The sequence below is a fragment of the Hwanghaeella sp. 1Z406 genome, assembly GCF_048892425.1.
GTDB lineage: Bacteria > Pseudomonadota > Alphaproteobacteria > UBA8366 > Aestuariispiraceae > Pacificispira.
This window is the reverse complement of the sequence record NZ_JBLZHU010000010.1, coordinates 112,882-137,148: the sequence shown is the minus strand read 5'-3', so window position 1 is coordinate 137,148 and position 24,267 is coordinate 112,882. Positions and strand designations below refer to the sequence as shown.

Here is a 24,267-nt window from a genome sequence, read left to right as displayed (position 1 = left end):
ACTGCCCCCAACTTGGCCCAGAGAATTAGGCGAAAAGGATCAGGAAGGCGATCAGCAGCGCATACAGCGCGACGGCTTCAACCAAGGCGAAGCCCAGCATCGCCAGACCGAAAACCTGGCTACGGGAAGCCGGGTTGCGGGCGACTGCGGTGATCAGAGAAGAGAAGATGTTACCGATACCAAGACCCACCCCAAAGAGACAGATAACGGCCAAACCGGCGCCAATCATTTTTGCTGATTCGAGATCCATTTTACGCTCACTCCTTCAATAGGCACGGTCACAGCCGCGCTTCCGTTAAGGGCCGGACGGGGGCTATTTTGGCCCGCCCGCACCCGCGAAACTCTCAAAAACCGCCCGACCTGAGCCAGACGGGCACGCAAGATCAGACCGCCGCTATCAATGCAGATGCAGGCTGTCGTTCAAATACAGGCAGGTCAGAACCGTAAACACATAGGCCTGCAGGAAGGCGACCAGGACTTCAAACCCGGTCAACGCCACCATCAATGCGATGGGCAGGATGCTACCGACGCCAAAGGTCAATGTTCCGATCCCAAACACGAAGCCTGCAAAAACCTTCAACATCGTGTGGCCCGCCATCATATTGGCGAACAGACGAACCCCCATGCTGACCGGACGGGACAGATAGGAGATGATTTCAATTGGGATCATCAGGGGATACAGCCAAACAGGCGCCCCGGTTGGCACGAAAAAGCTGAAGAAATGCAGACCATGCTTCAACAAGCCAACGATTGTCACCATCACGAAAACAAAGGTCGCCATGACCAAAGTCACAATGATGTGGCTGGTGAAGGTGAAGCTGCCTGGAAGCAGACCCAGCATGTTGCCAAACAGGGTGAACATGAACAGCGTGAAGATGAAGGGGAAATACTTCCGGCCTTCATCGCCGACATTCTCTTTGATCAGCCCGCCAACGAATTCGTACATGGATTCCGACATGGACTGCCAACGGCCCGGCACCATGGCGCGGCGGGACATGCCCAACACCATAAAGGCGGTGACCACGACAACCGTCACCGACATCCACAAGGCAGAATTGGTATAGGCCACTGAATCCACAGGACCTTCGACGATAGGCTTAATGATGAATTGTTCGAGCGGACCAGCCACGGCGAACCCCTTCTCGCTGTTAGTCCGGGCCTAGCGGCCCGTTTCCCAAAACCGTTTTACGCATAGGCCCGACTCTGAGCCAAATTCCAATTACTTTTTTCCGCGATCTTCCCGATCTCCATCTGCGTCGCCTGTTTCAGCGCCACCAGAATGGGGTCCAGATCGCCCCCCGATACGTCGCCATCCGACGGTTTGGTCCATGCCCATCGACAGGCGGTACACATTTAACACCCCGGCTGCCCCGCCGAAGAAGAAAAACAAAACCATCAACCAGGGCGTGGTTCCAAGCCATTGATCCAGGCCATAGCCGACACCGACCCCGATGCCAATCGCCGCGACCAGTTCGGTCCCCAGGCGCATGGCGAACCCAATCCCTTTCATCCCGGAGTCCGGCGCATCCCCCTGTTCCTGTGACCTGGAAGACCCCGTCCGCCCGTCATACGCATCCCGCGCCGCGCGCAATCGCGCATCGAAATCCGCTGACGAAGACTTTTTGTCATCCCCGGTCATGATCGACCTTGCAGAAAGGCCAACATCACAGTGAGCACCCCTTCATCCTTGCATGCCAATCCGGGGCAAAAGCACCCTTTCAAGCATGCGCGCGGACCATAATCAGACTGCCTGAGAGAGTCAAGAAAAGCCACGCGAAAATTCCGCGATGCAGCATCCTTTTCTGACAATCAGGAAAAGGTTAATTTTTATGGAATCTCAGATCAGTGGGGCAGACTCGTGACCGACTGCTTACAAACGGCCTTCAACAGCTTGCGTTCTAGATCATCGCCAGGAATTCACGGCGCATCTCCGGGTTTTCGCGGAAGGCACCGGTCAGGTGGGTGGTGATCGTGCTGACGCCCGGCTTTTGGATGCCGCGTGTGGTCATGCATTGATGTTCCGCATCGATCATAACAGCCACGCCGCGCGGGCTGAGCACCCGGGAGATGGTGTCGGCGATCTGGACCGTCATGGTTTCCTGTGTCTGCAGACGACGGGCATAAATATCAACCACGCGCGCCAGTTTGGAAATGCCCACAACGCGGCTTTGCGGCAGATATGCCACATGCGCCGTCCCGATGATCGGGACCATATGGTGTTCGCAATGACTGTGAAACGGGATGTTGCGCAGCATCACCATCTCGTCATAGCCTTCGGTTTCTTCGAAGGTGCGGCGCAATTCTTCTTCGGCGTCAACCGCATAGCCGGCGTAGAATTCCTCATAGGAACGCACGACGCGGCTGGGCGTATCCAACAGGCCCTCGCGGGTGGGATCATCGCCAGCCCAGCGCAACAGGGTGCGCACAGCGTCTTCCGCCTCTTCAAAACTGGGGCGAGCGGCGACAATCTTGGGGCGTAGCGCCTTGTCCGACATGACAAGCAACCTCATACCAATGCGTTTTAGCGGACTATCCGCGAACGCGTGAATGCGGGTATATCATTGCAATGACCGGTGAAGTCAACAATATCAGGGGCGACATTTGTTATTAGTTTTGTTCCATTCCGGCAACAAAGGGTGAATTTCATGGCAGAGCAAAGCCCGACCAATGCCCATGAAGCGCTGTATAATGCGCGTATCCTCAGCCTTGCCGGTGGCCTGAATAAAGAGGACCGATTGGCCCATCCCGATGCCAGCGTCCAAATGGACAGTCCCCTGTGCGGCAGTCGCATTCGTGTCGATGTGACAGTGGATTCCAACGGACTGGTGTCTGCATATGGACAACAGGTGCGCGCCTGCGCCCTGGGCCAATCTTCCGCCGCGATCATGAAGGCGCATGCCGTGGGGAAAAGTCTGAGTGAATTGACCCACATCCGTGATGCCCTGGAAGACATGTTAAAGCGCAACGGGCCAGTGCCTCAGGGGGAGTGGGCTGATCTGGCGGTGCTGGAACCAGCACAGAGCCATAAATCCCGCCATGCTTCCATTCTATTGCCCTTCAAAGCAGTGGTGAAAGCGGTGCAGGAGGCCCTGAATGCCCGCTGAGCAAGGCACCCCCCGAATTGGTTTAGCGGCCCGTCTCCTGCTGGGGCTGATCTATTTATACCGCTACACCCTCTCCTACTTCCTGGGTCGGCACTGTCGCTATCTGCCAACCTGTTCAGACTATGGGCTGGAAGCCATCCGGCGGCATGGTGCACTTAAAGGGGGGCGGCTGACCTTGCGGCGGATAACGCGCTGCCATCCGTGGGGTGGGTCTGGCTATGACCCCGTTCCGGATTGATTGCTGATGGCCTCCCCCCCAACGCTGAGTGTTATCATACCCACCCGCAATGCAGCCCGGCCGCTGGCGCAACTTTTACCACAGCTGACCACGGCGCGGTTGGACCTGGACGTCATTGTCAGTGATGGCGGGTCCCAGGATGACAGCGTGGAAATCGCCGCCCGCCATCAGGCGCGCGTCACCCAGGCGGAGGGGGGACGCGGACCGCAGCTTCGCGCGGGCCAGGATCTGGCATTCGGCGATTGGCTGTTCTTCCTGCATGCGGATTCGACCCTGCCACGGGGGTGGGACGCCTATATCCTGGCCTTTATCACCGATCCGGCCCGCTGGAATCAGGCCGCCTATTTTCAATTCCAACTGGACTCCGACTCCGCATCTGCACGCCGTTTGGAGCGCATGGTCGCCTGGCGATGTCGCACCTTTGGATTGCCCTATGGCGATCAGGGGTTGCTGATTTCCAAAGAATTTCTGGCGCGCCTGGGCGGCATACCGGATCTGGCGCTGATGGAAGATGTCGCGCTTGTCCGGAAGATTGGCAAGGCGCGTCTTGTCGCCCTGGACGCCCCCCTGCTGACCGCCGCCGATAAGTTTCAGCGCGATGGTTATCTGTGGCGCAGCGCAAAGAATCTGACATGCCTTTTCCTGTATTTCTGTGGCGCACCAAATCGATTGCTGCGATGGATATATCGATGAACCAAAGGCGAAGACACCTGATTTTGTTTGCCCGCGCCCCTCGTCTGGGCGTCGGGAAAAGCAGACTGGCCAGGGATATCGGCAGGTTACAGGCGTGGCGCTTCTATCGCGGCACTCTGCAAACCATGATCCGGCGCTTACAGCCGGGCCCCTGGACCCTGACAATCGCGGTTGCCGCCCAGGATGATGGGACCCATCCAGCTTTTGCCGGATTGCCCGTATTGGTACAGCCTCGCGGCGACCTTGGTGCCCGCATGAGCGGGGTTCTGCGCCATATGCCGCCTGGTCCGGCGATCATCATTGGCACCGACATACCTGGCATTCAGCCTTGCCATATTCATCAGGCCTTTCACAAACTGGGCACCAACGATGCCATTTTCGGCCCTGCGGATGATGGTGGCTATTGGTTGGTCGGCCTGGCACGACGACGACCGGTGCCCTATGCTTTCATGCGAAATGTCCCCTGGTCGACGCCCGATGCCCTGACGGCAACGCTTGCAACGCTGCCAGCAGAGATGTGTGTTGGCTTCCTGGACCCGCTGTCGGATGTGGATGACGGGGCCAGCTATGCAGCCTATTTGAAAGAAGGGAGGCGCGCGCGATGACACAGCTAAGCGACCAGATCCCGGCACTGCATGCAGCATTGACAAAAATGCAGGGATTCCAAGATATCTCGCTGGACTCGCTGATCCCTATGCCGACATCCGGCCTGGCCCATGATCATGTCATCCTGTCCGGGCGCGACCTGCTGTTGCGGGTGCCCAGACAAAGTCAGATGCGCCTGGATGCCGAACGGAACCTGCGTTATCAGGCGGCCTGCTTTCAACGGATGGAAGCCAGCGGCCATACCCCGAAATTCCACGGCTATCTGTCGCCCAGCAAGACCGTTCCTATGGGGGCGTTGATCGTCGAACATATTCACGGCACCGCTTTATCTGCACCCAATGACTTGCCAGCCGCTGCCAAAGCCCTGGCCGCGATCCATACCTTGCCCCTGCCCGAGCGCACAGAACGCCCGCCACTGATAGATCAAACCGATCCGATGGCGGAAACATTGACAGAAGTGCAAGGCCAGGCCGCTTTCCTGCCCCAGGCCGAATTGGACGCCGACAGTCTGCGCATGATCCGGGAAGAACTGCGCGCCGCCGAACAGGATATCGCCTCTTTACCCAAGGCCCCGGTGGCCCTGATATCCTTTGATGCCCATCCCGGTAATTTTCTGGTCAAGGATGATGGCACTGCCATTCTGGTAGACTTGGAAAAGGGGCGCTATGGCGGGGCGGGGTTCGATTTGGCCCATGCCACGCTTTACACATCCACAACCTGGGATGTCGCGACCTATTCAGAGCCCAGCCGTGACGAGATCGCACACTTTTATCATTGCTGGCGCGCTGCCCTTCCGATGGCATTGGGGGATGCACTGTCCCCCTATCTGATGCCGATGCGGCGTTTGATGTGGCTGTGGTCTATCACCTGGTGCGCAAAATGGCGGGTAGAGAGCGCGAAACAAATCCGCGCGGCAAAACATCAAGTTCAGGACACCGAAGACTGGTCCGCGGAGAATACCAGCGCCCGTCTGATCGATCATGTCCGGGGCCGTGTGGACCTGTATCTATCGCCAGAGATTATCGAAAGAGTCCGGCAGGACTGGTCCTGAATGGATTATTTATCCTGGTCGAATTGATCCAGGTGTGTCCGTAGCCTGGTAATCTCTTTTTGCAATCGCTGAAGCTCTGTCAGTTCCATTCCCGTTACCTGTTTGACGCATTCAGGAATACGTGCAGCGCGCTTCCGCATTTCCTTTCCAGTCCCGGTCAGCGCCACGCGCACCTGGCGTTCATCCTTACTGTCGCGCTGGCGCTGCAGGATACCCATCGATTCCAACCGCTTGAGCAAAGGCGTCAAAGTATTGGATTCCAGATGCAGCATTCGTCCCAGCCCCCCAACGGTCTGGTTATCCTGTTCCCACAGGGCGACCAGCACAAGATATTGCGGATAGGTCACCCCCAGATCATCCAGAAACGGCTTGTAGATACGGGTGATGGCATGGCTGGCAGAATAAATCGAAAAACACAAAAGGTCCGAGATTTTCGGATATCTTAAATCATCCAAAGTGTCATGCGTCACAACGTATCTCCTCTCTAGAAAGTGTAATATAAATCGCGCACGATCTAATCGCAAGCGCTTGACAAACTCGTCTCGGTTTCTAAATATCGTATGCGATTTAATCGTAAGCGATATAATATCCTGAAAGGAACACCCTTATGTCTGTAGATGTCAAATACCGCACCTCGGCCCGAGCCACAGGCGGACGAGATGGAAAAGCAGAAACGCTGGATGGGAATTTTAATGTCACCATGGCAACACCTAAGGAATTGGGCGGTGCCGGCGGGGAAGGCGTAAACCCGGAACAGCTTTTCGCAGCCGGCTATGCCGCGTGTTTTATTGGGGCAATGAAGTTCGTCGCCTCGCAGGGGGGCACGAAAATACCGAATGATATGACGGTCACCACCACCGTTGGCATCGGTCCCCGCTCAGAAGGCGGTTTTGGTCTGGAAGTTGAATTGGAAGTTTCCCTACCCGGTGTGGAGAAAGAGAAGGCGCAAGAACTGGTTGAAAAAGCCCACCAAGTCTGCCCGTATTCCAATGCGACCCGCAACAATATCGATGTGCAGTTGACTGTCGTCTAAAGCAAATTCAGATCATTCTTGATCGCGCTGACCGAGAGGTTTTCAGGCTGGAGCAGGAGCAACTTGCCGCGCGTAGCGGGGCTACGGGCAAAAGCTGCGACGCACGCCAGCCTGAAAACATCCGGCCGGAACAATGCGACCCAGTCGGAGACACTCCGATCCGGGTCGCGCCATTTTACGCCTCAAAAACAGCGTAATAGTGTTCTGGGAATCCTGCCAGATCACGGCTGGTCGTGTTAAAGGGTGGTTTTAATCCCCCCTTAAAATGCTTGCGCACCAGATCCTGCCAGGCGGCGACAGGATCGGTTAATCCGCGGGTGGCGCAAACATGATCAAACCATCGTTTTCCAACCGCAACATGGCCGATTTCATCATCGTGAATAATGGTCAGGGCCTCTGCGCTTTGCTGGTCCCCTGCCGCGTGGAGGCGTTTGATCATATCAGGCGTCACATCCAATCCCCGTGCCTCAAGAACCATGGGCACGATGGCCAGCCTGGCCAGCAGATCATGGGCGGTTTCCATCGCTGCCTGCCACAAACCATCATGCGCCGGCAGGTCTCCATAGGCCCCACCAAGCTCTTGCAGGCGATCTTCAAGCATCAGGAAGTGGCGGGCCTCGTCGTCTCCAACGGCGATCCAGTCATCGAAAAAAGCTTCGGGCATATCCTGGTCAGAAAATCGCGCAATCATATCAAATGCCAGATCAATGGCATTCAATTCGATATGGGCAAGGGCATGCAGCAAGGCAATTCGCCCTGCCACACCGGCATTGATTTTCCGGCGGGGGACATCGCGGGGCAGCATCAGCACCGGGTGATCCGGCCGCGCCGGGCGATCCGGTACCGGTTCGGTCGCTGCTACAGCTCCCAATTTCCGGCACAACCATTCTCTGGATACAGCCCGTGCAACAGTCGCTTTCTGGCGAGCATCGGCGGTGCTCAACACCTGAATGGCCGCATCCCCCAGACTCATCTTGTCAAACGTGAAGGTCACAGATCCTTCAGGGCCGCCTGAACAGCCTCAACATGGCCGGGAACCTTCACCTTGCGCCAGATCTTTGCCACTTTCCCATCCGCATCAATCAGAAAGGTGGCGCGATCAATGCCCATATATTTGCGGCCATACATGCTTTTCTCGACCCAAGTGCCATAGGCCTCACACACTGTGCCATCTTCATCCGCAGCAAGGGGGAAATTCAGTTCATACTTGGCCTTGAATTTATCATGCTTGGCGACGCTGTCTTTTGACACGCCAATTACCGTCGCCCCAACGCCGGAGAAGTCCGCCTGCGCATCGCGAAAGCCACAGGCTTCCTTGGTGCAGCCGGGGGTATCATCCTTGGGATAGAAATACAGAACGACGGGTTTACCCTTCAACGCAGAAAGTGAAATGCTATCGCCGCCATCAGTGGGAAGGGTGAAATCAGGGGCGACATCGCCTTCTTCAAGTGCCATGGAATTCTCCCATATCTCAGTTTGGATCGTCTCTGAACAGAGTTAAGGCTGGATCGAAGGATCGCAAGGCCGCATCCCGGATTGGAATGCGGCCCATGCGATTTTATCCAATTACCTTATTCCACCAGCCGCGCTTTTTCTTCTTCGGTGGTTCGTCAACAATGACCGGTTCCGGGGTGGGTGATGCAGGGGGGACATCCGTCATCCCTTCATTCGCAGCGGCCATCACCTGGTCCCTGGCGGGCTCAGCAGGTGTCGACGATGGCGGAATCGTATCTTGCACAACGGTTTCGCCTGCCGTGGCTTCCGCCTTCGCAGGTTTAGGTTTTGCCGGGGCTGCCTTCTTGCGGGACCGCTTTGTCGGTTTTGCTGCTTTTGCATCGTCACCGCTGGTCTCAGTCGGTGCCGCCTCTTCCGTCACAGAATCAACGGCTGGCGCCGCTTCCGGCTTTGCCGCTGCCGCCTTCTTACGGCTGCGTCGTGCCGGCTTTACCTTCGCCTGAGGTTCAGATGTTTCGGGCCCGGCATCCGCACTGTCATTCGCGGCATTTTCAGGTACGAATTGCGGACCGTCCTGGGAGGAGGATGCCGCTTCTGCCGATGGCTTGCGTCCGCGACCCCGTCCGCGGCGCGGTGGACGTGACTTTTCATCCCCGTCGTTGCCCGCCTCAGAGGACGTGGTCTCGGATCCGTCTTGTGGCATCTGGTTAGAATTCTCCGACCCGCTGTCAGCCTGGCTTTGACCATCTGGCATATCAGACTGACCTTCACCATTCTGACCTTCACCATTCTGGCCTTCACCATTCTGACCTTCTGCGGCCTGACCATCTTCCCGACCGCGATTCCGGCGGCGACCGCCACGACGGCCCCGCTTGCGACGACGGCGGGTCTTATCCTCGCCATCGCCTCCTTCAGCGGCGTTGCTTTGGTTTTCCTGGCCGTTGGAATCAGAATTGACTTCGGCGACAGCGGTGTCGTCGTCGTCAGCATCGGTGTTGGTCTGTGCGGTTTGATCTTCGACCGTTGCATCCGCCGATTCTTCATCGCGACGCCCCCGACGACGCCCGCCACGACGGCTGCGTTTACGACCGCTGCGGTCTTCGTTGCCTTCTGCAGCAGGGCGTTGTGGGCGCTCATTACTGCGAGGCGCAGACGCGGTTTCACCGGACCGATCAATTGGACGATCCGGAACACGTTCAACAACCTGCTCCGCCCCTTCCTCACCTTCGCCGGCACCAGACCGCGTCAGTTCATAGTGCGGCGGCAACATGCCATCGACCGCTTCCAGGGTAACGGTGATACCATACCGGCCTTCCATCTCCATCAAGCTTGCACGCTTGTGATTCAGGACATACAGCGCAACCGATCCTGGTACTTTTGCTGTGACCTGGGTCGCCCGGCGACGCAGGCACTCTTCCTCAATCGCGCGGGTAACCATCAGGGCCGCAGATTCTGTCGAAACAATGTATCCAACACCACCACAGGTCGGACAGGGTTGGCTCATCGCCTCAATCAGGCTGGGGCGCAGACGCTGGCGGGACATTTCCATCAAGCCGAAGCTGGAAATCCGCCCGACCTGAATACGGGCACGATCCCGGCGCAGCGCCTCTTTCAGCCGTCGCTCAACCGCTGCATCATTGCGATTTTCATCCATGTCGATGAAATCGATGACGATCAGCCCGGCCAGATCCCGCAGGCGCAATTGGCGCGCCACTTCATCAGCGGCCTCCAGATTGGTCTTCAATGCGGTTTCTTCGATATGCCGTTCCCGCGTTGACTTGCCGGAGTTCACATCGATGGCGACCAGAGCCTCGGTCTGGTGAATGACAATCGATCCGCCCGAGCGTAACTGCACCGTTGGCTCATGGATCTGGGCCAATTGCTGTTCCACCTGATAGCGGTGCAGCAAGGGAATGCCCTGATCATCCTTATAGGGTTGGACCTTTTTGGCGTGGCTGGGGATCAGCGCGCGCATGAAATCCTTGGCGACGCGATATCCTTCATCGCCGGCGATCAGCACTTCTTCGATATCCTTGGTATAGACATCGCGGATGGCGCGCTTGATCAGATTGCCTTCCTCATGAATTAAGGAAGGAGCAGAGGATTCCAGCGTCTTTTCGCGGATATCGTCCCATAACTTCATAATATAGTCGAAGTCGCGCTTTACCTCCGCCTTGGAGCGTTCGGCCCCGGCGGTGCGCAGGATGATCGCCATGCCTTCCGGCACATTCAGTTCCGCCAGGATTGTCTTCAGACGCTTCCGATCCGCCACATTGGCGATCTTGCGGCTGACCCCGCCGCCGCGCGACGTATTGGGCATGACAACGCAATAGCGCCCGGCCAGCGAAAGATAGGTGGTCAGCGCAGCACCTTTATTGCCGCGCTCTTCCTTCACGACTTGAATCAACATCACCTGACGGCGCTTGATCACTTCCTGAATTTTGTACTGGCGGCGCAGACGCGGGCGGCGCAAGGACGCTTCCTCAACCGCTTCATCAACGCCTTCACCCGCCCCCATATCCTCAACGCCATCGCCATTATCGGCGGTTTCGTCATCATCGTCCTGGGAATCATGATCATCGTCGACCAGTTCTTCACGGTCACCGACGGGAATGCGGTAATAGTCGGGATGAATTTCTGAAAAGGCCAGGAACCCATGACGGTTGCCGCCATATTCAACGAAAGCAGCCTGCAAGGATGGCTCAACCCGCGTTACTTTCGCGAGGTAAACATTCCCTTTTATTTGCTTCTTTGTCGTTGTTTCGTAGTCAAATTCCTCAAGCCGGTTGCCATTTACCACGACGACCCGGGTTTCTTCCGGGTGGGTCGCATCGATTAACATTCTGCGTGTCATATAATCCTACCTCGACGTCTCCGGCCCTTATCGCGCGGATCGTCGGCAGCCGTTGCGCAAGCATCACCGTTCCCACGCAGCGCCGATATCGGGTCGCGCGAGCCGGGCGCGTTGCGGATACGGGGATTGCGTTACGCAGTCCCTTTTCCGTCTCGCTTATGCTCACTGGTTTCATTGTGTCGCTTTCGCGTTGCTTCTAATACGTCATTTACTATATCCGGCGGCGCCGGGCGGTTCAGTACCGGCCAGGCCGGGGTAATTCAAAATGCGGCACTGTGGTTCGGGTGAATAGGTCGATCCTGAAATCGTCCACCGAGCCAGACGCGCCGATGAGTCTGTTAGCCTGTGTTTCCGGCCCTTTCGTCAGAAAAGCCGTGGACACAAAGCAGCAGAGCGTCACGCCCGGCAACGACGAGACATCGAACCCAATCCCAGAATGTCGACTTAGCGCCCTTTGCGAAAAGGGTCCTCGAACTCTGCGACGAACGGCGTGCCCCGGATCGTTCCGACCTGTGCCCGGCCCGCAAAGGAAACCAGCGGCGCGCCGCTTTTCGGCGCTGCCGTTCGCCCCCTGCGGCGGACACGAAACGGACTCTCTCAAGCGAGAGACTATCTGTGCATGGCGCGTTGCACAATCTTAAACCGAAGATAAATTCAAGATACTTATAAATTTACTGTCCTTGTGCTTTGAATTTCCTGACGACTCACGGCATATCTACTATGAAATTCTGGACGGGACTTGCCGAGTCAGGAGCGGCACGGAATGCGTCAGGCGTGCACGGGGTGCCTTAAGCCCCTCATAAATCACTTGTTTCAATCGGTCGTGCTTCGCGCGATGCTTTTACTCGTCGGCTCAATATTACTGGTACCGCAAATCAGCAGTGCACAATCATCCGGTCCCGTGCTGTCCGACGCCCGTATTGGAGAGCGCGAGGGCGAGACCAGATTTGTTTTAGAATTTGATCGCGCCGTCCCCTACAAAGTGTTCACACTGGCCGGCCCAGACCGCGTGGTGATTGATTTGCCATCTGTTGACTGGAAGGGACCTGGACTGGACGAAGTGCGGGGACGGGGATTGATTGGCGGATATCGCCACGGTCTTTTCAAGCCCGGTATCACCCGCGTTGTCATCGACCTTTCCGCCCCGGCGACCGTAATGCGCCATTTTGCTCTGGACGCCGCGAACAATTCCGGCCCACGGGTGGTGATTGATCTGGGACCGGTCTCTAAGACCACCCCGTCCACTGTGGCGATGGAATCTGCGGGTTGGGGTGCCTATGCGCAGGAATTGGCGCGGTCTTCCCCGGCGATTGCAACACCAGGACCACCGCCGGGCTCTAACAAGCGCGTCGTGGTGTTGGACCCTGGCCATGGGGGGGTCGATCCAGGTGCCATCAGCACCAGTGGCGTCTATGAAAAGAAGGTCGTTCTGTCCTATGCCAAAGCATTGAAAAAAGCGCTGGAGGCAACGGGGCGGTATGATGTTGTCCTGACCAGGGATCGTGACATCTTTATTCCCCTGCGGGATCGGTATCAGATTGCGCATGAGGTGAATGCCGGGCTGTTCATCTCCCTACATGCGGATTCCCATAACTCGTCCAGCCTGCGGGGACTGTCTGTGTACACCCTGTCTGACAAGGCGTCCGACAAGGAAGCCGAAGCGCTGGCGACCAAGGAAAACAGGTCTGACCTGTTGGCGGGGACGGATTTGACCGGGTATGAAGCCGATGTAACATCCATACTGATCAGCCTTGCACAGCAAAGTGTTAAGCAAAGCAGTGCCTATTTTGCAGAGATCCTGGTGGATGAAATGCAGACATCGGCGCGCTTGCTGCGTAATCCGCACCGCTTTGCTGGCTTTGCGGTACTAAAATCACCTAATATACCCTCCGTCCTGATTGAGTTGGGTTATCTGTCGAATAAGTCGGACGAGGCCAGCTTAATGTCAGCATCGCATCAGGCAAAAATGGCCGATGGGATGGTGCGGTCGATTGATCTGTATTTTGACAGAAAAGAGAAATTGGAGCGGTCCTGAGATCCTGAAATCTGAGATGCACCGCAAACCTTTAGCGAATTTGCCGCAATTGGACCATGGAATCGCCCAATCTGAACGTGTAGACTTTATATGCTACCGCGTGGCACAAATCTGTCCGACCTTATGGTAGGCAGCAGTACACCTGTGATGTTTGTTTAGGGAGTCCCTATGCGTTTTGTCGGCCGTGCCTTTTTGTATCTGTTTTTCCTGGGGTTGCTGGTCGGTGTTGCCGGGCTGGGCGTCGTTGGCTGGGCCTTCTGGCATTATGGTCAGGGCCTGCCAGACTATAAGCAATTGGCGGATTATGAACCACCGACATCGACGCGTGTCCATGCAGGCGATGGCCGCCTGTTGGCGGAATTTGCCGTTGAATCGCGGGTTTTCGTTCCCATTGATGCAATTCCAAAACGTGTTTCAGAAGGTTTCATCGCGGCAGAAGATCAAAATTTCTACAAACATTTTGGCGTCGATATTCAGGCGCTTATCCGGGCTGTCGTCACCAATATTGTCAACGTCACTCAGGGTCGCCGTCTGGTTGGAGCGTCTACTATCACGCAGCAGGTGGCAAAAAACTTCCTGCTAACAAATGAAGTATCCATTTCCCGCAAAGTGAAAGAAGCAATCCTGGCGCTGCGCATCGAACGCGCGCTGGATAAAGACCGAATTCTAGAATTATATCTGAACGAGATTTATCTGGGCTATCGGTCTTATGGCGTTGCCGCCGCCGCCTTGAACTATTTTGACAAAAGCCTGGATGATCTGACGATTGCAGAAATCGCCTATCTGGCAGCTTTGCCAAAAGGTCCAAACAATTATCACCCGATCCGGCGGAAAGAGGCTGCGATTGCCCGCCGGAACTGGGTGATCGACCGTATGCTGGAAGAAAACTTCATCACCGCAGAAGAAGCCGCCGTCGCAACAGCATCGCCCCTGGTCGTTAAAGATCACGCCGACGCGGATCTGGTTGATGCCGGGTATTTTCTGGAAGAAGTCCGGCGTTCCCTGGGGGATCGCTTTGGCGAAGACGGCCTGTATTCCGGCGGGCTGTCGGTGCGGACCTCGCTGGACCCGAAGCTGCAGGAAATGGCCCGCCAGTCCTTGCGGGATGGATTGATCGCCTATGATCACCGTCATGGCTATCGCGGGCCCATCGGGCGGGTGGGCGACGATGAACCCTGGCTGGAAGCACTGATCGCCTTCGAAATACCCGCAGGTGCCTTGGATTGGGTGCCCGCCGCTGTCCTATCCGTAGACAAGGACGCCGCAACGATTGGCTTGCGGGACAAAACCACAGGAACAATTCCCTTGGATGAAGTTCGTTGGGCCCGCATCGCACGTGGGGGAGAAAACCGCACTGTTGGGCCGTCCATCAAATCGGTTGGCGATGTCCTGACTGTTGGGGATATCATTCTTGTCGCCCCGGTTACCCAGAGCACGCCAGATAAAGAAGGCGAAACGCCAAAACCCTATCCAAAAGGCACCTATGGCCTGCGCCAGATACCGGAAGTCAATGGCGCCATTGTCGCCATGGACCCCCATACCGGGCGCATACTGGCCATGTCCGGCGGATGGAGTTTCGAAACCAGCCAGTTCAACCGGGCAACCCAGGCCTATCGGCAACCAGGGTCGGCGTTTAAGCCCTTTGTGTATCTGACCGCCCTGGAAAACGGCTATACGCCTGCCACGATCATTCTGGATGCACCCTTCGTCATTGATCAAGGGCCGGGTCTGGGGAAATGGAAGCCGTCAAACTTCTCCAATGAATTCTATGGCCCATCCCCCATGCGCGTCGGGATTGAAAAATCCCGCAATCTGATGACGGTGCGTCTGGCCCAGGCGATTGGTATGGATAAAGTGTCTGAAACGGCCGAGCGGTTCGGGATCGTCAAGAACATGCCGCCACAATTGGCCATGGCGCTGGGATCTGCGGATGTGCGCCTGATCGATATGGTTGCGGCCTATGGTGCACTGGTCAATGGCGGGAAGAAGGTTGAACCGACATTGATCGACCGAATTCAGGACCGTAACGGTAAGACTGTGTTCCGGCATGATGATCGCACCTGCCCTGAATGTGATGTCAAATACTGGGACAATCAGCCGGTGCCGATCCTGCCAGACAACCGGGTGCAACTGACGACACCAACGTCTGCTTATCAGATCGTGACCATGCTGGAAGGCGTGGTGCAACGCGGGACCGGTCGCCGCATCGCCGAACTGGGCAAGCCGTTGGGTGGCAAAACCGGAACCACGAATGATTCCCGGGATACCTGGTTTGTCGGATTTTCTCCTGATCTGGTCGCCGGGATCTTTATTGGTTTCGACACTCCAATTCCCTTGGGCCGCCAGCCCTGGGGAGGCCAAGAGACCGGATCTTCGGTTGCGGCCCCGGTTTTCAAGGAATTCATGGGCCAAGCCCTGGCCGATAAACCCGCCATTCCCTTCCGGACGCCGCCTGGCATTCGCATGGTGCGCATTGATGCCGAAACCGGAAAACTGGCCAGTCCTTCCAGCAATAAAGTCATTGAGGAAGCCTTTAAGGCCGGAACCGAACCTGGCGCCAATTCCGATAGTGTTATAATCACAGGCAATGGCGCGCCAATTCTTCCAATCGTCCAATCAGGCGAGCCAAGCGGTCAGACCGAGGACGAGGCCGACCCCACTTCATCCAGTGGGAGTAATGGCCTGATTCCCTTACCAACAAACAACGCCCCGACAGGCAACAATCCGAATTCTCCCGCAGCGCCCAGCGGTATTTATTAATCGGTCAGTGCCCCCTAACCCGAAAGGCCCGCGAACTAATAGAGACTGTGCAATGGCCGATTGGTTGCCATAATACCAGGAAGGCGCTATGCAGCGCCCAATTCGGGGCGAGGTTGGCCCTGATCCGTCGTCAGCCAATTGGGAACGCAAACCGAATGCCCCTTTCCCCTGTTCAGAGAAAAGGTGTTTTCACGGCACTGAAAATCGCTGTGACCCTGGCATTGTTCTGGATGATCGCGTCCAAGCTGGACCTGTCTGATATCGCAAATCGTCTCAGCACGGCACAGCCCATGGGGTTAGGCCTGGCGACCGTGCTGATCTTTTTCCAACTGACATTAAATTCTGAACGTTGGCGCAGACTGTTGCGGATGGATCAGGTCACCCTGCCCTATCGGCTGAGTTATCGGTATTATCTGGAGGCCATGTTCTTCAATCAGGCCCTGCCCGGCGCCGTGGGCGGGGATGTGATGCGTGTCTATCGCATTCGGAAATTTTGCGCTTCCGTAGGACAGGCACTGACCAGTGTATTATTGGATCGCATCACCGGCCTGATCGGGTTGTGTCTTCTGATCGCCATTGGCCTGCCGATGTTGATGCAACGAACCGGCGATCACAGCATCCTGAAGGGGTTTCTGATAATCGGTCTGGCCGGCATGATCGGCATCGGGATTGTGGTCCTGATCGCACGGCAATCGGAACAGGGTCGGGGCGGTCGCATCCGTGCTTTTATTGTTAAGCTGTCGCGTGTTTTTGTGCGGTTGATCAGCCACCCCCGCGAAGCTGTACCCATTCTGCTGCTTGCGCTGGGGACACATTTGACCATTGTGCTGACGGCCTATATCTCTGCACAGGCCTTGGCATTGCCGTTCACATACTGGGATTGCCTGATTATCGTGCCAACGTCTATCCTGATCGCAACATTGCCAATCTCGCTTGGTGGATGGGGTGTTCGTGAGGGTGCGATGGCAGCCGGATTCGCCCTGATCGGCGGCGATGCCGGGGGGGCGGTTGCCCTGTCCATTGTAATGGGACTGGAAATTCTGGCCGTCGGACTGGTTGGCGGCATTGTGTGGTTTATGAGTGGCACCACCCGCGCGGATGCAGAAGCCCTGACCCTGGTGGAAAAAGGAGAGTGAGTGTGGCAAAGACGGCGACCGTAAAGAAAGCGACAGCGAAGAAAGCTGCAGCCAAAAAGGCGGTTTCAAAGAAAGGCACCGCCAAAAAGGGGAGCCCTAAGAAAGCGGCGCCCCGCAAGACATCCCGAGATACAACCACAACTCCCTTGTCCATCCCTCGGCGAAATGGGTGGCAAAACACGCTATCTGCCCGAAAAACAGCAATCCTGGAATACAATCAGCAGATGGCGGCCAAGCGGGATGACTGGCGCGCCAAGAATGCCGGTTTCTATGACGATGATATGGCCTTCCTGAAATTCCTGATCCCGGAAGGGTCGCGCATCCTGGACCTGGGCTGTGGCACCGGCGCACAATTGGCAGGCCTAAAGCCGTCCTTTGGCATGGGGGTCGATTTCTCCGCCAATATGGTCGATGTCGCGCGCAGCACGTATCCTGAACATGAATATCCCGAACTGCAGTTTCGCGTCGGCGATGTCGAACAGTTAAACAGCCTGCGCCAGGACTTGCAGGGTCCGTATGATTTTATCCTGCTGTCCGATACGCTGGGCTTTGTCGATGACTGTCAGGCGATGCTGGAACAGATTCACGACCTGTGTGATGAGGAAACCCGCATCGTCATCACCTATTACAGTCATTTGTGGGAACCGGTGCTGCGCGCTGGGGAGGCGACGGGCCTGAAAATGCCCCAGCCCGAAGTGAACTTCCTCAGCCCCGCCGATATCAGCAACATTCTGGGCCTGTCGGATTTCGATGTAATCAAGACCGAATGGCGCCAATTGGTGCCCGCCCGCCTGTTTGGTGTGGGAACCGCAATCAATCGCTATATCGGGACATTGCCCCTGATCCGCAAACTCTCGCTGCGCCATTTCATCGTCGCCCGCTCCCAGCGCAAGGCGAAGCGCAAGGATTTGTCGACCACGGTTCTGGTCCCCTGCCGAAATGAGAAAGGCAATATCGAAAGCGCCATCACGCGCCTGCCACGCTTCTGTAAAGATATGGAAGTGTTGTATGTCGAAGGCAATTCGTCAGACGGGACATTCGAGGAATGCGAACGCGTGCGCGATCACTATGCGAAGCCTGAAAATGGCGCCTGGGACATCAAGGTCTTCAAGCAGCCGGGCAAGGGCAAGGGCGATGCCGTCCGCAAGGGCTTTGACGAGGCGCGTGGCGATATCCTGATGATTCTGGATGCCGACCTGACCATGCCGCCGGAAGAACTGCCAAAATTCTATGAGGCCATCGCCACCGGCAAGGGGGAGTTCATCAATGGCTCCCGCCTGGTCTATCCCATGGAGAAGGGGGCGATGCGCTTCCTGAATTATTGGGCCAACCGGACCTTTGCGATGATCTTTTCTTTCCTTCTGAACCAGCGTTTCACCGATACGCTGTGCGGCACGAAGGTTCTGACGCGTGCCGACTATCACAAGATTCAGGCAGGCCGCAGCTATTTCGGGGATTTCGATCCGTTCGGCGATTTTGACCTGATCTTTGGCGCAGCAAAGCAGAACCTAAAAATCATAGAGATTCCGATGCGCTATGCGGACCGCACCTACGGTGAGCCGCAGATCAGCAGGTTCCGCGATGGCTGGTTGTTGCTGAAAATGGTCGTCTTCGCCTGGCGCAAGCTGAAGGCCTTCTGATTGTGAGCATCGATCCCCGCCTGGTCGCCCATGGCAAGGTCTGGTCTAAAAAGGCCGGGCTGCGCGCAGTCTATGGCGACTATTATCGCCGCATGCTGGCCGCCCTGCCCCAAGGTGGGGCCTATCTGGAGGTCGGCGCCGGGTCCGGGCACAGCCGGGATTTCACAAAGGGCATGGACATCACCCGACTGGACATCCTGCCAGCGCCCTGGGTCGATACTGTGGCCGATGCCCATCAGCTGCCCTTTCCGGATGATGCCTTTGACGGGATATTCATGGTCGACGTGCTGCACCATCTGGCCGATCCAAAGACATTCTTTACCGAAGCAGCACGGGTGCTGAAGCCCGGTGGCAAGATCGCGCTGATCGAACCGGGCATCACGCCGTTGAGCTGGGTCTTCTATAACTATCTGCATGAAGAGCCCGTGGATATGTCTGTCGACCCGATGGTCAAACAAGAGTATGGCGCAACAAAGGACCCGTTTGAGTCCAACCAAGCCATTCCCACCCTTCTGTACCGGCGCGAAGAACACCGCATATCCCTGTCCGAAGGGGTGCCTGCCTTGCGCACCGTCAGCCGCCAGTGGTTGAGCCTGTTTGCCTATCCCCTGTCTGGCGGGTTTAAGGCCTGGTCCCTGTTGCCCGCGTCCCTCGTCGACCCCTTACTACGCCTGGAGGACAAACTAATCCCCTGGATGGGCAGCCTGATCGGGTTCCGACTGTTCGTGGTGATGGAAAAGCGGCACACAGCAACGCCATGAATTACCGCCACGCCTTTCATGCGGGAAACTTTGCTGATGTACACAAACACTGGGTCCTGACCCTGTTGCTGGAGCGTCTGTGTGCGAAGGACAAACCCTTCTTCGTGCTGGACAGCCATGCCGGGGCGGGCTTCTACGACCTTGCCCGGGAAGAAACTGAACGCACCGGCGAAGCGGCACAGGGCATCGCCCGGTTTCTGGATGCAGAGCCCCTGCCAGACTGTTTTGAAGCCTATGCAAAGACCATCCGCGACCTGAACCCAGACGGCGGATTGCGCTGGTATCCGGGATCCCCCTGGCTGGTCGCCCAAGCCCTGCGCCCAGGGGACCGCTTCATCGCTGTGGAAGCCCATCCAGAGGAAGCCCGCCTGTTGCGCGAAACCCTGCGCCAGACCCGTGCTGCCCAGGTTCTGCAGCGGGATGGTTATACGGTGATCCCGTCAACCCTGCCACCCAAGGAACGACGGGGCCTGGTTCTGATCGATCCCCCCTATGAGACACCTGACGAAATCGCCCGCATCGTCAAAGCTGTGGTCGACGGCATGGTGCGATTCCCCAGCGCCAGTGTCGCCATCTGGTATCCTATCAAGACCCGCGCGCTGGGCGATGTGCTGACTCATAAATTGAGTGAGGCGCTGCCCGCCACAGACCGGGGACGCCTGCGCTGTGAAGTGTGGGTCACTGCGCCCGACCGCGAAGAAGCCGGCCTGACCGGCAGCGGATTGCTGTTGCTCAATCCGATCTGGCCCATGGAAGAAACCCTGAATATCGGCATGCCGTCGCTTGCCCATATCCTGGGTCAGGACGCCCAGGCCGGATCACGGGTGGATAGGTTCTAAGCCTGCCACCCTCTTTTGCCTTAGCGAGGAAGCCCCATATCTTACTCCTCCCCCCTTGAGGGGGGGAGGTTGGGAGGGGGGTGCTCTCTCCTCCGCAATTCAGCTATCTGCAGGGAAAGGCCTTGCGGCCTATCACCCCCACCCCAACCCTCCCCCCTCTAGGGGGAGGGAGAAAAGTGACCTATTTATACCCCTAACCGCGCATGCGCTCAGCCTTGGGGTCGAACAATGGTTCTGACAGGATCGTGGCTGGCAGCATTTCTCCAAACACCTCAACCCGGAAGAGGTCGTCGCTGAACTCCTCTGCCATCTCGGCGGGGATATAGCCCATGGCGACGGACTTGTCGGCATGATGGGCATACATGCCCGACGTCACATAGCCGACAATCTTGCCGTCACGATAGATCGGCTCGTTGCCCATCACATCGATTTCTTTTGCTTTCAGGGTGAAAGTCACCAGCCGTTTTGCGGGCCCGTCCTGCAATTCCTTCATCGCTGCTTCTCGACCGATAAAGTCGTTCTTTTTCAGGTCAACGAACCGGCCCATCGCCGCCGCATAAGGACCGTAGATCGGGCGGTATTCCGTCGCCCAGGAACCGAATCCTTTTTCCAGGCTCATGGAGCGCATCGCGCGGGACCCAAACAATTTGATCCCATAATCGGCCCCAGCGGTCAGGATGTCATCGAACAGGCGGGTGTGGAATTCCGGCTTTACCCAAAGCTCGTAGCCCAGATCCCCGGTGAAGGAGACCCGCCCGACCATGGCAGGCACCATGCCCAATTCCATCTTTTTGAAATCCAGGAACTTGATGGCATCATGGGAGACATCGGCGTCGGTTAATTGAGCCAGGACTTCGCGGGCTTTTGGACCAGCAATGGTCAGGCCGACAAGGCCCAGGCCATGAGCCTTGATCGTTACACTGCCGTCCTCTGGCAAATGCGATTCAAACCAGCGCATGTGATAAGCTTCGCCCGCGCCGGACCCGAAGATGAAAAATTGCTCGTCAGCCAGTTTGCCAACCGTGAAATCACCAATGACTTTGCCCTTTTCGTTCAACATGGGCGACAGGGTCAGCCGGCCCTGGCGCGGCATTTTGTTGGCCAGCATATGGCTCAGCCAGCTTTCCGCCCCCGGTCCGGTGATTTCATATTTTGCGAAGGACGAAATATCGGCCAGTCCGACTCCATTTCGGACGGTCTGACATTCCGCCTTGATATGCGGGAAAGCGTTGGACCGCAGGAAGGTGATGTTTTCCACCGGCTCCATGCCCTTGGGTGCGTACCACAGCGCCTGTTCCATGCCATAGGCGACACCAAACACCGCATTCATGGCCTTCTGGCGCTCATAGATCGGGGTGGTGCGCAGCGGGCGGGCGGCGGTCAGTTCCTCATTCGGGAAGCGGACCTTGAACCGGCGGGAATAGTTTTCCCGCACCCGGGCATTGGTATAGGCCATGGTCGTCCAATCGCCATAGCGCGACACATCCATGCCCCAGATATCAAAGCCCGGATCGCCGTTGATCATCCAGTTCGACAGCGCCAGTCCGACCCCGCCGCCCTGGCTGAACCCTGCCATAACGCCACAGGCGCACCAGTAATTCTTCAAGCCGCGCACTGGACCCACCAGCGGGTTGCCATCCGGCGCGAAGGTGAAGGGACCATTGATGATCTGTTTGATCCCGGCACGCTGGAACGGTGGGAAGTGACGGAAGCCCACTTCCAGCGATGGCGCGATACGATCGATATCTTCCTGCAACAATTCATGGCCGAAATCCCAGGGTGTCTCTTTCGGGGACCACGGCACGCAGGCCTTTTCATAAGTTCCCATCAGCATGCCCTGGCGTTCCTGGCGCATATAAATCTCGCCATCAGGATCAACGACGTGCAGCACTTCCTTGCCGGTGGATTTATTGATCTCCGCCACTTCGGGCATGTCTTCGGTGATCAGATACATATGTTCCATGGCCAGAACCGGCAGTTCCAGGCCAACCATGCGCCCGACTTCCCGCGCCCACAGGCCGCCCGCATTGACCACATGATCGGCCTGCATGGTTCCCTGTTCAGTGATCACGGTCCAGGTGCCGTCCGGATTCTGCTGCAGGTCGGTGACGCGGTTTCTCAGGTAAATCTCCGCCCCGCCCAGCTTGGCCGCCTTGGCATAGGCATGGGTCGTGCCCGATGGATCCAGATGCCCATGCAGTGGCGTCCACAATGCCCCCAGAAATTCCTTGGGATCCATGATCGGCAGGATCTTTTCCGCCTCTTTCGGGGTCAGCAATTCGGTTTCGATGCCCAGCAGCTTCTCCTGGCTTTGCATCACTTTCAGCAGTTCCAGGCGCTCTGGCGTCGCGGCCAGGAACACCCCTTCGGTCAGGTGGAAACCGGTCGACTGGCCGGAAATCTCCTCGATCTCTTTATACAAATCAATGGTGTAGGATTGCAGCTTCGCGACCTGCGGGTCGCCATTGATGGTGTGAAAACCGCCCGCCGCATGCCAGGTCGACCCGGATGTCAGTTCGGATCGTTCGATCAGGACCACATCTTTCCAGCCCAGCTTGGTCAGATGATACAGTACCGAACATCCAACAACCCCGCCCCCGATTACCACCGCCTGTGCATGCGACTTCATATGACCAACCCTTTTAAATGAGAAATAAGCACCTAGCGCAGACAATCGCGCGTCTTTATCCCGCGCGACAATCGCCCAGCGACTTCAACTGTCCCATTTTCGCCAATCGTGTCGGTATCGGAAAAGTTAGATAAAACTGAGGTAGTTGCTAAATTAGGTTGGGTTCTAAATTATAATCTTTTGAAACAATATCATTTTTTTGAGCGCAATTTTCAGATTGACGCATTAGTTCCTGCAAATATGAATACGATCGACAAGCATTTTTTAACTCGTTGCGATAATCAAGTGACGCAAAAATGCAAAAAGCTTCTGCTTGGCAATTTAATGACTTTTCTGGATTAAACTCTATATCGGAAAAGGCTCTATAGTAAGAATAAACTTTCCTAATAAAGGAAGTGTAATCGTGTAGCGCGTTGATATATAGCCAAGTATAAAATGCAGTCTTGGGCTCATTTGAGAATTCTTTATCAAAATATTTAAAACCAATAATGTTTCCAGAACTTTTAATTCTTTGATCTTTTTTCGCATCGCGCGAAGAAACATTGTACAGGTCCTGATACGGCCCACCATTTTCAAAAACTTTACTTCCCTGAAATGCACTTTCAATTGAAATCGTAGCGTTATGAATATTGAGTGAAAAGGCACTTAGCTTTTTTCCAGTTTCACTACTTGATTTTGTGGATATTTCTAAGATTGGCGAAATACCTTTATTTTTTGCTTCATCATGCAAAAATTTAATATTTTTTTCTTTCTGCTTTTGAGAAAAACCTGGATTCCAATCAAAGTTTATCCATATTTTTTTAACTAATAAATCATTCTTAGTGAGAGTATCATTATTAATGTTAGGTAAATAAATAGGTCGATTTGCCATTAGTTAGAACCTTATATATTCCAAAGGAACGTGATCTGGAATTAAAACCTCATACTTTTTTGTTTTCTGCATTCGCGCATTAATCAAGGGATCTTTCCAGTTTGATCGCTTGAAGAGGACATCGCAATCAAACGTATCCAGAGCTTCTTCCGGTGTTAACAACTTTACACCACTTTTGTTTGATACATCATTTGTGAACTTAACACCCATAATGTTAAGTACGTCAGGGTTGATTTTCAAGAAGGACGTTTGTTGTAATCGACCAGCTTGGCGCGCGATATATTCCATAGGATGCTCCGACCAGAAACATAGGTGAACAAATTTTTTTAATCCTGAATAACCATCCGCATCGTGACTCCAATCGTTCCCACCGGTAACGATATTGCTGATATGAAACTTATTTGCTCCTTCAAATGACAAAATCCCATGTTTTTTTATCGAAAGTAAATTTCTTTGGTCAGTAAAGTGATACAGGTAACCATTGAATGCCTTAACTCCGTTTATAATTTTCAAGATACTCATTTTCGAAATCCTTATATAAATTAACGGCAATCAATTTTTA

The 24,267-nt window shown here is 55.7% G+C and carries 23 protein-coding genes; 12 read left to right on the top strand and 11 right to left on the bottom strand.

Going from position 1 to position 24,267, the window contains the following annotated elements; genetic code table 11:
* Nucleotides 1-25: 25 nt before the first annotated feature.
* The 4 genes from ACOSDR_RS18015 to folE all read right to left on the bottom strand — a co-directional run bounded on the left by ACOSDR_RS18015 (nt 26) and on the right by folE (nt 2,495).
* On the bottom strand, nt 26-250 hold the full coding sequence (locus ACOSDR_RS18015; protein WP_420725822.1) for an ATP synthase subunit C family protein: 225 nt from the start codon (nt 248-250) through the stop codon (nt 26-28).
* A 147-nt stretch (nt 251-397) separates the two neighbouring features.
* Nucleotides 398-1,129 carry a F0F1 ATP synthase subunit A gene (locus ACOSDR_RS18010; protein WP_420725823.1) on the bottom strand — a complete coding sequence of 244 codons (732 nt, stop codon included), beginning with the start codon at nt 1,127-1,129 and terminating at the stop codon, nt 398-400.
* 90 nt (nt 1,130-1,219) lie between these two features.
* On the bottom strand, nt 1,220-1,639 hold the full coding sequence (locus ACOSDR_RS18005; protein WP_420732111.1) for an AtpZ/AtpI family protein: 420 nt from the start codon (nt 1,637-1,639) through the stop codon (nt 1,220-1,222).
* Between the two features lie 259 nt (nt 1,640-1,898).
* Complete coding sequence (gene folE, locus ACOSDR_RS18000) at nt 1,899-2,495, bottom strand: GTP cyclohydrolase I FolE (RefSeq protein ID WP_420725825.1); 597 nt, start codon at nt 2,493-2,495, stop codon at nt 1,899-1,901.
* A gap of 150 nt (nt 2,496-2,645) precedes the next feature.
* On the opposite strand from folE, the gene ACOSDR_RS17995 reads away from it, so the two are divergent.
* From ACOSDR_RS17995 to ACOSDR_RS17975, 5 genes are read left to right on the top strand one after another with little or no spacing between them, the layout of a single operon-like run.
* Complete coding sequence (locus ACOSDR_RS17995) at nt 2,646-3,104, top strand: iron-sulfur cluster assembly scaffold protein (RefSeq protein WP_420732110.1); 459 nt, start codon at nt 2,646-2,648, stop codon at nt 3,102-3,104.
* Entirely contained in the window at nt 3,094-3,342 is a 249-nt protein-coding gene (gene yidD, locus ACOSDR_RS17990; RefSeq protein ID WP_420725827.1) for a membrane protein insertion efficiency factor YidD, read from the top strand. The genes ACOSDR_RS17995 and yidD overlap by 11 nt, the downstream gene beginning before the upstream one ends.
* Before the next feature lie 6 nt (nt 3,343-3,348).
* Entirely contained in the window at nt 3,349-4,035 is a 687-nt protein-coding gene (locus ACOSDR_RS17985) for a TIGR04283 family arsenosugar biosynthesis glycosyltransferase (RefSeq protein ID WP_420732109.1), read from the top strand.
* A complete protein-coding gene (locus ACOSDR_RS17980) occupies nt 4,032-4,640 on the top strand; it encodes a TIGR04282 family arsenosugar biosynthesis glycosyltransferase (RefSeq protein WP_420725829.1) in 609 nt (202 codons plus the stop codon). The genes ACOSDR_RS17985 and ACOSDR_RS17980 overlap by 4 nt, the downstream gene beginning before the upstream one ends.
* Complete coding sequence (locus tag ACOSDR_RS17975) at nt 4,637-5,692, top strand: phosphotransferase (protein ID WP_420732108.1); 1,056 nt, start codon at nt 4,637-4,639, stop codon at nt 5,690-5,692. The genes ACOSDR_RS17980 and ACOSDR_RS17975 overlap by 4 nt, the downstream gene beginning before the upstream one ends.
* 5 nt (nt 5,693-5,697) lie before the next feature.
* Here ACOSDR_RS17975 and ACOSDR_RS17970 read toward each other — a convergent pair whose 3' ends face one another.
* Complete coding sequence (locus ACOSDR_RS17970) at nt 5,698-6,162, bottom strand: MarR family winged helix-turn-helix transcriptional regulator (protein WP_420725831.1); 465 nt, start codon at nt 6,160-6,162, stop codon at nt 5,698-5,700.
* Between the two features lie 137 nt (nt 6,163-6,299).
* Between ACOSDR_RS17970 and ACOSDR_RS17965 the strand changes: the two genes are divergently transcribed.
* On the top strand, nt 6,300-6,725 hold the full coding sequence (locus ACOSDR_RS17965; protein WP_420732107.1) for an organic hydroperoxide resistance protein: 426 nt from the start codon (nt 6,300-6,302) through the stop codon (nt 6,723-6,725).
* 175 nt (nt 6,726-6,900) lie between these two features.
* Here the strand turns inward: ACOSDR_RS17965 and ACOSDR_RS17960 are convergent, their stop codons facing one another.
* The 3 genes from ACOSDR_RS17960 to ACOSDR_RS17950 all read right to left on the bottom strand — a co-directional run bounded on the left by ACOSDR_RS17960 (nt 6,901) and on the right by ACOSDR_RS17950 (nt 11,034).
* A complete protein-coding gene (locus ACOSDR_RS17960) occupies nt 6,901-7,719 on the bottom strand; it encodes a ferritin-like domain-containing protein (RefSeq protein ID WP_420732106.1) in 819 nt (272 codons plus the stop codon).
* A complete protein-coding gene (gene bcp, locus ACOSDR_RS17955) occupies nt 7,716-8,180 on the bottom strand; it encodes a thioredoxin-dependent thiol peroxidase (protein ID WP_420725834.1) in 465 nt (154 codons plus the stop codon). Before bcp ends, ACOSDR_RS17960 begins: the two co-directional genes overlap by 4 nt.
* A gap of 103 nt (nt 8,181-8,283) precedes the next feature.
* Nucleotides 8,284-11,034, bottom strand: a complete 2,751-nt coding sequence (locus ACOSDR_RS17950) for an Rne/Rng family ribonuclease (protein WP_420732105.1) — start codon at nt 11,032-11,034, stop codon at nt 8,284-8,286.
* An 835-nt stretch (nt 11,035-11,869) separates the two neighbouring features.
* Here ACOSDR_RS17950 and ACOSDR_RS17945 point away from each other — a divergent pair.
* The 6 genes from ACOSDR_RS17945 to ACOSDR_RS17920 all read left to right on the top strand — a co-directional run bounded on the left by ACOSDR_RS17945 (nt 11,870) and on the right by ACOSDR_RS17920 (nt 20,205).
* Entirely contained in the window at nt 11,870-13,069 is a 1,200-nt protein-coding gene (locus ACOSDR_RS17945; RefSeq protein ID WP_420732104.1) for an N-acetylmuramoyl-L-alanine amidase, read from the top strand.
* A gap of 168 nt (nt 13,070-13,237) precedes the next feature.
* On the top strand, nt 13,238-15,829 hold the full coding sequence (locus ACOSDR_RS17940; RefSeq protein ID WP_420732103.1) for a penicillin-binding protein 1A: 2,592 nt from the start codon (nt 13,238-13,240) through the stop codon (nt 15,827-15,829).
* A 155-nt stretch (nt 15,830-15,984) separates the two neighbouring features.
* Nucleotides 15,985-16,965, top strand: a complete 981-nt coding sequence (locus ACOSDR_RS17935) for a lysylphosphatidylglycerol synthase transmembrane domain-containing protein (protein WP_420732102.1) — start codon at nt 15,985-15,987, stop codon at nt 16,963-16,965.
* 2 nt (nt 16,966-16,967) lie between these two features.
* Nucleotides 16,968-18,605, top strand: coding sequence for a glycosyltransferase (locus ACOSDR_RS17930; RefSeq protein ID WP_420732101.1), 1,638 nt, complete (start codon nt 16,968-16,970; stop codon nt 18,603-18,605).
* Nucleotides 18,606-18,607: 2 nt separating this feature from the next.
* Nucleotides 18,608-19,366 (top strand): class I SAM-dependent methyltransferase, encoded by a 759-nt coding sequence (locus ACOSDR_RS17925; RefSeq protein ID WP_420732100.1) that lies wholly within the window; start codon nt 18,608-18,610, stop codon nt 19,364-19,366.
* Complete coding sequence (locus ACOSDR_RS17920; protein ID WP_420732099.1) at nt 19,363-20,205, top strand: 23S rRNA (adenine(2030)-N(6))-methyltransferase RlmJ; 843 nt, start codon at nt 19,363-19,365, stop codon at nt 20,203-20,205. Before ACOSDR_RS17925 ends, ACOSDR_RS17920 begins: the two co-directional genes overlap by 4 nt.
* A 193-nt stretch (nt 20,206-20,398) precedes the next feature.
* On the opposite strand, the gene ACOSDR_RS17915 is transcribed toward ACOSDR_RS17920, so the two are convergent.
* The 3 genes from ACOSDR_RS17915 to ACOSDR_RS17905 all read right to left on the bottom strand — a co-directional run bounded on the left by ACOSDR_RS17915 (nt 20,399) and on the right by ACOSDR_RS17905 (nt 24,227).
* Nucleotides 20,399-22,834, bottom strand: a complete 2,436-nt coding sequence (locus ACOSDR_RS17915) for a GcvT family protein (RefSeq protein WP_420732098.1) — start codon at nt 22,832-22,834, stop codon at nt 20,399-20,401.
* Nucleotides 22,835-22,982: 148 nt separating this feature from the next.
* Complete coding sequence (locus tag ACOSDR_RS17910) at nt 22,983-23,705, bottom strand: DarT1-associated NADAR antitoxin family protein (RefSeq protein ID WP_420732097.1); 723 nt, start codon at nt 23,703-23,705, stop codon at nt 22,983-22,985.
* A gap of 3 nt (nt 23,706-23,708) precedes the next feature.
* On the bottom strand, nt 23,709-24,227 hold the full coding sequence (locus ACOSDR_RS17905) for a DarT ssDNA thymidine ADP-ribosyltransferase family protein (protein ID WP_420732096.1): 519 nt from the start codon (nt 24,225-24,227) through the stop codon (nt 23,709-23,711).
* Nucleotides 24,228-24,267 lie beyond the last annotated feature (40 nt).

Bases quoted from the DNA above. Each gene is read 5' to 3' on its own strand.
- ACOSDR_RS18015 (WP_420725822.1), bottom strand. From the start codon at position 250: ATGGATCTCGAATCAGCAAAAATGATTGGCGCCGGTTTGGCCGTTATC.
- ACOSDR_RS18005 (WP_420732111.1), bottom strand. From the start codon at position 1,639: ATGACCGGGGATGACAAAAAGTCTTCGTCAGCGGATTTCGATGCGCGA.
- folE (WP_420725825.1), bottom strand. From the start codon at position 2,495: ATGTCGGACAAGGCGCTACGCCCCAAGATTGTCGCCGCTCGCCCCAGT.
- ACOSDR_RS17995 (WP_420732110.1), top strand. From the start codon at position 2,646: ATGGCAGAGCAAAGCCCGACCAATGCCCATGAAGCGCTGTATAATGCG.
- yidD (WP_420725827.1), top strand. From the start codon at position 3,094: ATGCCCGCTGAGCAAGGCACCCCCCGAATTGGTTTAGCGGCCCGTCTC.
- ACOSDR_RS17985 (WP_420732109.1), top strand. From the start codon at position 3,349: ATGGCCTCCCCCCCAACGCTGAGTGTTATCATACCCACCCGCAATGCA.
- ACOSDR_RS17980 (WP_420725829.1), top strand. From the start codon at position 4,032: ATGAACCAAAGGCGAAGACACCTGATTTTGTTTGCCCGCGCCCCTCGT.
- ACOSDR_RS17975 (WP_420732108.1), top strand. From the start codon at position 4,637: ATGACACAGCTAAGCGACCAGATCCCGGCACTGCATGCAGCATTGACA.
- ACOSDR_RS17965 (WP_420732107.1), top strand. From the start codon at position 6,300: ATGTCTGTAGATGTCAAATACCGCACCTCGGCCCGAGCCACAGGCGGA.
- bcp (WP_420725834.1), bottom strand. From the start codon at position 8,180: ATGGCACTTGAAGAAGGCGATGTCGCCCCTGATTTCACCCTTCCCACT.
- ACOSDR_RS17950 (WP_420732105.1), bottom strand. From the start codon at position 11,034: ATGACACGCAGAATGTTAATCGATGCGACCCACCCGGAAGAAACCCGG.
- ACOSDR_RS17945 (WP_420732104.1), top strand. From the start codon at position 11,870: ATGCTTTTACTCGTCGGCTCAATATTACTGGTACCGCAAATCAGCAGT.
- ACOSDR_RS17940 (WP_420732103.1), top strand. From the start codon at position 13,238: ATGCGTTTTGTCGGCCGTGCCTTTTTGTATCTGTTTTTCCTGGGGTTG.
- ACOSDR_RS17935 (WP_420732102.1), top strand. From the start codon at position 15,985: ATGCCCCTTTCCCCTGTTCAGAGAAAAGGTGTTTTCACGGCACTGAAA.
- ACOSDR_RS17920 (WP_420732099.1), top strand. From the start codon at position 19,363: ATGAATTACCGCCACGCCTTTCATGCGGGAAACTTTGCTGATGTACAC.
- ACOSDR_RS17915 (WP_420732098.1), bottom strand. From the start codon at position 22,834: ATGAAGTCGCATGCACAGGCGGTGGTAATCGGGGGCGGGGTTGTTGGA.
- ACOSDR_RS17910 (WP_420732097.1), bottom strand. From the start codon at position 23,705: ATGGCAAATCGACCTATTTATTTACCTAACATTAATAATGATACTCTC.
- ACOSDR_RS17905 (WP_420732096.1), bottom strand. From the start codon at position 24,227: ATGAGTATCTTGAAAATTATAAACGGAGTTAAGGCATTCAATGGTTAC.